Below are 6,000 nucleotides of genomic sequence, written 5' to 3'. Positions count from 1 at the left end.
GGACTTAACCCAACATCTCACGACACGAGCTGACGACAGCCATGCACCACCTGTGTTCGCGCTCCCGAAGGCACTCTTCCCTTTCAAGAAGATTCGCGACATGTCAAGCCTTGGTAAGGTTCTTCGCGTTGCATCGAATTAAACCACATACTCCACCGCTTGTGCGGGCCCCCGTCAATTCCTTTGAGTTTCACACTTGCGTGCGTACTCCCCAGGCGGGATACTTAACGCGTTAGCTACGGCACGGCTCGGGTCGATACAAGCCACGCCTAGTATCCATCGTTTACGGCTAGGACTACTGGGGTATCTAATCCCATTCGCTCCCCTAGCTTTCGTCCCTCAGTGTCAGTTGCGGCCTAGCAGAGCGCTTTCGCCACCGGTGTTCTTCCTGATCTCTACGCATTTCACCGCTACACCAGGAATTCCCTCTGCCCCGAACGCACTCTAGCCATGTAGTTTCCACTGCTTTTATCTAGTTGAGCTAGACTCTTTAACAGCAGACTTACATAGCCACCTGCGGACGCTTTACGCCCAATCATTCCGGATAACGCTTGCATCCTCCGTATTACCGCGGCTGCTGGCACGGAGTTAGCCGATGCTTATTCCTCAGGTACCGTCATTTTTTTCTTCCCTGAGAAAAGAGGTTTACGACCCAAGAGCCTTCCTCCCTCACGCGGTATTGCTCCGTCAGGCTTTCGCCCATTGCGGAAAATTCCCCACTGCTGCCTCCCGTAGGAGTCTGGGCCGTGTCTCAGTCCCAGTGTGGCTGATCATCCTCTCAGACCAGCTACTGATCGTCGCCTTGGTAGGCTCTTACCCCACCAACTAGCTAATCAGACGCGAGCTCATCTTCAGGCAATTAATCTTTTACATCTCTGCTCATCCGGTATTAGCCACCGTTTCCAATGGTTGTCCCAGACCTGAAGGCAGATTCTCACGCGTTACTCACCCGTCCGCCACTATCTCCGAAGAGACCGTTCGACTTGCATGTGTTAAGCATACCGCCAGCGTTCATCCTGAGCCAGGATCAAACTCTCCGTTTTGGTTTGTTTGTTTAAGCTCTTTAGCTGCTCTTTTTTAACTTCAGCTTAGTTATTCTATTTACTGACGCAGGCCACTTGCTGTATAATGGCTTTCAAACTATAATATTTTCAAGGTTCGGTGTCCCTCCGGCGTCGCTTCGTTTCGCTTCGCTCTCAGGCACTTATTCAATATAGCGAACCTTCTTTTCCTTGTCAACTCTTTTTCCAAAAAAATTTTTCTGGGCTGTTTTTGTTCTCTCAAAGCTGCTCACCGTGCTGGTTTTAGGCAACAATGGTTTATGCACTGTGGCGACTAAGGAAGGGACAAGCGTGAATTTTCAGTCGGTAATAGCTTTATTGCATCAGTTCTGGGGGGAACGTGGTTGTCTGATTTCCCAGCCCTACGACATGGAAAAGGGAGCAGGCACGAAAAATCCCCATACTTTTTTAAGAGCGCTGGGACCTGAACCCTGGGCTGTTGCTTATGTAGAACCGTGTCGGCGCCCTACAGATGGGCGCTATGGGGAAAATCCCAATCGCTTCCAACACTATTATCAGTACCAAGTTTTGATTAAGCCTTCGCCTGATAATATCCAGGAAATTTATCTCGATTCCTTACGGGCTTTAGGAATTCGCCCGGAAGATCACGATATTCGGTTTGTTGAGGATAACTGGGAAGATGCGACGGTGGGCGCTTGGGGTACTGGCTGGGAAGTTTGGTTAGATGGGATGGAAATTACTCAATTTACCTACTTCCAACAGTGTGGGGGAATTGATTGTCGTCCGGTGTCAATTGAGATTACATACGGCTTAGAGCGACTGACGATGTACCTGCAGCAGGTAGAAGCCATTACTAAGATCCAGTGGACAGACAATATTACTTATGGTGATGTTCATCTCCAAGGAGAGATTGAGCAGTGTACATATAACTTTGAAGCGTCGAATCCTGAGTTGCTGTTGACTTTGTTTAATTTGTATGAGCAGGAAGCTACGCAATTGACAGAGAGAGGATTGGTTTTACCCAGTCTGGACTATGTAATTAAGTGTTCCCATACTTTTAATTTACTGGATGCGCGAGGTGTGATTTCCGTCACAGAGCGTACACGGTATATTACGAGGATTCGCCATTTGGCGCGTAAGGTGGCTCATTTATATGTAGAGCAAAGGGAGAGGTTGGGTTTTCCGTTGCTGAAAAATCCGTAAACAGTAAACAAAAACTGCTCTTTAGGCGCTGCGCGAAGAAAGAGAAAAATTGCTGTGCGCCTACAGCGTGGTCTCTTTACCTGAAAATAGCTGTAAACAAGATTTAGCGTTGAACTCGGTTAAAGAGAGGATCTCTTGCTTGTGCTGCACTGTCTAGGACATCACGAGCAGTTTTTTTAGTTACCTCTACGTATGATAAAACTTTAAACAAAATATAGTCTAGCATAGTCAGATATAGTCTAAAAGACAGTCCTAATGAAATTATCTGATTATGCTAAAACCTTGGGGATTTCGTACCTTACCGCTTGACGACATTACAAAGCAGGTAAAATACCATAACAGAGCAACTTCCCACGGGTACGGTAATTGTTGATTACGACCCAAAAAAGATATCAGGGGGTGTTGTTAGGGTGGCAATTTATGCTCTTTGTATCAAGCGCTGAAAACAAAGATAATTTGGATAGGCAAGCTACTAGGCTAACTCAATATGCAATTGCCAAAGGATATCAAATCTTACTGTATCTTGAATGATATACTAATTTCATTGCCAAAGTTGATCAATACTTTGACTACGCTCAGTATAAATATGCGTCAAGTAGAAAAGCACATAATCAAAGAAGGACATGACTGGTTTGATTATTGTAGTGACATTACCACTATTTCTCGGCAGCTTTACAACACTGCTCAATTCACTCAGCGTCAAGGTTTTTTCTACGGATGGGGAACTCAAACCCAAGCCGGCTTAGATAGTTTATTCAAACAAAACGAGAACTACAAAGCAATAAGCGCAAAAGTAGCTCAACTCGTATTAAAACAGAATGCAGATGCGTGGATTGCTTACTACAAAGCATTAGTGGCTTATAAACTTGAACCAACTAAGTTCACTGGTAGACCAAAACCACCTAATTATGTTGATGATAAGAACCTGATTAAGTTTAACAATCAAGCCATTGGCAAAAAAGAATTTAGTAAAGGTTCGGTTGTCCCGTCAATGTCGCCAATCAGAATCCCGGTAAAGCCTGGACTAAAGTTTGAGGACTTGTGTGAGGTACGAATTATCCCAAAAACTGGATGCTTCGTTATCGAAATAGTCTATGAAATTACCGAGTTGTCAGAGTTTTTTTGTAGTTTGAATCCTGAACTGAATGCGGCGATAGATATTGGTTTAGATAATCTAGCGACGATTGTTTTCAACGACTTGAGCGAACAGCCAATTATCGTAAACGGGAAACCATTAAAATCAGCCAACCAATTTTATAACAAGCAGATCGCCAAGTTTCGAGGTTTTCTGCCTCATGGTAAAGGTAAATCAAGGCGAATCGCAAACATCGTCCGCAACCGTAATCAATTTATAGATTCATATTTGCATCAATCCACAAAAATGATTGTGGATGAACTTCTATCTCTTGGTATAACTCACGTCTCAATCGGGAAAAACGAACAATGGAAAACACGTCTTAATTTAGGTAAACGTACAAACCAAAATTTTACTCAAATACCACACGCAATATTTATCGAAATGCTGACTTATAAATTAGTTAGAGTCGGTATTACCGTTAAGGTAGCAGAAGAATCTTACACAAGTAAGGCTTCAGCGATTGATTGGGACATCATCCCAACTTATCAACCTAACAACAAGATCAAGCATGTATTCTCAGGAAAACGTGTCAAACGTGCGTGGTATATCAGTAAAAATGGTTTGAAGATTCATGCCGACGTGAACGCAGGGTACAACATCGGCAGAAAAAGTAATCCTGAAGGATTTGACTGTCTCCAGTCTATTCTAAGGGATAGGGGGTGTCTGGTAGTACATCCAAGGCGGATAACTCCACTATTTAAGCGTGTCCATGCTGAAAGTAGAGTCGCTTAAAGCTAAATTGCATAAGTCTGACTATGTTTGACTATGTGATTTGGAACTATCCTGACCCAAATTCACTCTAGGGATTGGGGATTGGGGATTGGGGATTGGGGATTGGGGATTGGGGATTGGGGATTGGGGATTCACCCTAGGCATCTGCTTGACCTTGGATTATAATAAACCTTAGCAAAGTGGCGGAAATAGGAGCGCGGCTCGCGACCAGAGGGCATTACGTGCGCTCCGACGGCTGAAAAGAGTACGTTAAAAAATATCGGATACCTCTAATGTGGGTGCAAGTCCCATCTTTGCTCATTACTGTGAAGAACGATTTTTTTTTCAAGAACATACATCCTACTTGGCTGTTTGCGTACAACTTTGATGGATTCTCTTTTTACTTGTGCGGCTAGTTTTTGGCGTGTTTTTCGTCCTGTCTTGCTGAGTATTGATGCTACAAACGTTTCTGCGGTTTTTTTACATATCCCAAGTTCTGCACCGATTTCTTTATTTGACATGCCCAACAATATTAAATCGAATACCTGGGTTTCTCTTCGTGATAATTCATAATACTCCTCACTCATCTTTGTGCCTCCCCAATTCCCTGAATAACAACCGCGCCGCGTGCGCCGCCACTTTCATCCTCACCAGTTTAACTGGACGCCCGGCTGCTTTTTCGCGATCTAAAATCTCCCCCAACTGCTCACCGATATGATTATTAAGTCGCGTACGCTTAGGCTCAATTCTCGTAAAAACCCACTGCCAAAAAGCCTTGCGGCAAAGGTCACTCCCCCCAATCACCTTAGATTTATGCTTATCCCCCGATGACTCTAGGGACGGCGCCAAGCCTAGGGCTTTCTGGAATCTTCTTAGAGGGTGTTTGAAAAGTCAGAAAGGTTGTAAAAAAGCTCTCTCAGTATAAGCTGTGAATGAATAGTAAACAGCACCGAGAGAGTGACATGAGTAAAGCTTACCCCAGCAATCTGACCCGTGACCAATATGAATTTCTCAGTGACCTGATTCCAGAGGCAAAATCCGGTGGACGCAAGCGTGAAGTTGATATGTGGGAAGTCCTAAATGCAATTTTCTATATTTTGGTAGAAGGAGTGAGATGGCGAGGGCTACCGGGTGACTTTCCGCCCTGGCAGACAGTGTACACATATTTCCGTAATTGGCGCAAAGATGGGACTTGGCTGTTAATCCATGACAGTCTCAGGGAGTGGGTGCGGATAGAACAGGAACGACACAAGAGTCCATCGGAAGCGATCATCGATAGTCAAAGTGTAAAAAGTGCAGCGATGGTGAGTCAAGACGTAGGTTTTGATTCAGGTAAGAAAATCAAAGGGCGTAAGCGATTTATCACAGTCGATACCTTGGGATTAGTGCTACGAGTCTTGGTTACATCTGCCAATGTGGGTGAGCGCGTTCGCGTTAGCGTCCCGCAGGGAAGGGGGGAAACAAGTTCTCAAACGAGTCAAACAGTCTCAGCCACAATCTCGCTTAACCACCATTTGGGTTGATGGTGGGTTTGATTCTGAGCCTTTCATGCAATGGGTCATGAATTTTTGTCGCTGGATTGTCCAGGTGGTGCTGCGACCAAAGCAAACTAAGGGCTTTATTTTGCTCAAAAAACGTTGGGTGGTGGAACGCACTTTTGGTTGGTTCATGGGATGTCGCCGATTGGCCAGAGATTATGAATTATTGCCCGAAACTTCAGAAACCTTTATCTACCTTGCAATGATCCGTATTATGGTGAAGCGATTGGCTTAATTTTTGACTCCCTAAAACTTAGAAAACATCCTCTAAGATGATAAGTTAACTATGATAGTTATATTAGGTTAACTACAGTAAGAAAAATAGGTTATTGCAGTTATAAATATATAGGTTAATGTGTGTATGGTATATATGATATTCGTCTTAGTA

The 6,000-nt window shown here is 44.2% G+C and carries 4 protein-coding genes, 1 rRNA gene and 1 pseudogene (1 of these 6 running past the window's edge); 3 read left to right on the top strand and 3 right to left on the bottom strand.

What is annotated here, in order from left to right:
* Nucleotides 1–1,043, bottom strand: a 16S ribosomal RNA gene (locus HEQ19_09490); it reaches 444 nt to the left of the window's first position.
* A gap of 309 nt (nucleotides 1,044–1,352) precedes the next feature.
* Here HEQ19_09490 and glyQ point away from each other — a divergent pair.
* A complete protein-coding gene (glyQ, locus tag HEQ19_09485) occupies nucleotides 1,353–2,225 on the top strand; it encodes a glycine--tRNA ligase subunit alpha (GenBank protein WYM03330.1) in 873 nt (290 codons plus the stop codon).
* 586 nt (nucleotides 2,226–2,811) lie between these two features.
* Nucleotides 2,812–4,095 carry a transposase gene (locus HEQ19_09480; protein ID WYL99723.1) on the top strand — a complete coding sequence of 428 codons (1,284 nt, stop codon included), beginning with the start codon at nucleotides 2,812–2,814 and terminating at the stop codon, nucleotides 4,093–4,095.
* Between the two features lie 269 nt (nucleotides 4,096–4,364).
* Here the strand turns inward: HEQ19_09480 and HEQ19_09475 are convergent, their stop codons facing one another.
* Both HEQ19_09475 and HEQ19_30810 read right to left on the bottom strand, forming a co-directional pair.
* Entirely contained in the window at nucleotides 4,365–4,661 is a 297-nt protein-coding gene (locus HEQ19_09475) for a helix-turn-helix transcriptional regulator (GenBank protein WYL99722.1), read from the bottom strand.
* Nucleotides 4,654–4,923, bottom strand: coding sequence for a hypothetical protein (locus HEQ19_30810; GenBank protein ID WZI67157.1), 270 nt, complete (start codon nucleotides 4,921–4,923; stop codon nucleotides 4,654–4,656). Before HEQ19_30810 ends, HEQ19_09475 begins: the two co-directional genes overlap by 8 nt.
* 113 nt (nucleotides 4,924–5,036) lie before the next feature.
* On the opposite strand from HEQ19_30810, the pseudogene HEQ19_09470 reads away from it, so the two are divergent.
* Nucleotides 5,037–5,847 (top strand): annotated as a pseudogene (locus HEQ19_09470) (IS5 family transposase).
* Nucleotides 5,848–6,000: the final 153 nt, after the last annotated feature.

The organism is Gloeotrichia echinulata CP02 (genome assembly GCA_038087035.1).
GTDB lineage: Bacteria > Cyanobacteriota > Cyanobacteriia > Cyanobacteriales > Nostocaceae > Gloeotrichia > Gloeotrichia echinulata.
This window is presented reverse-complemented; position numbering and strand designations above follow the sequence as displayed.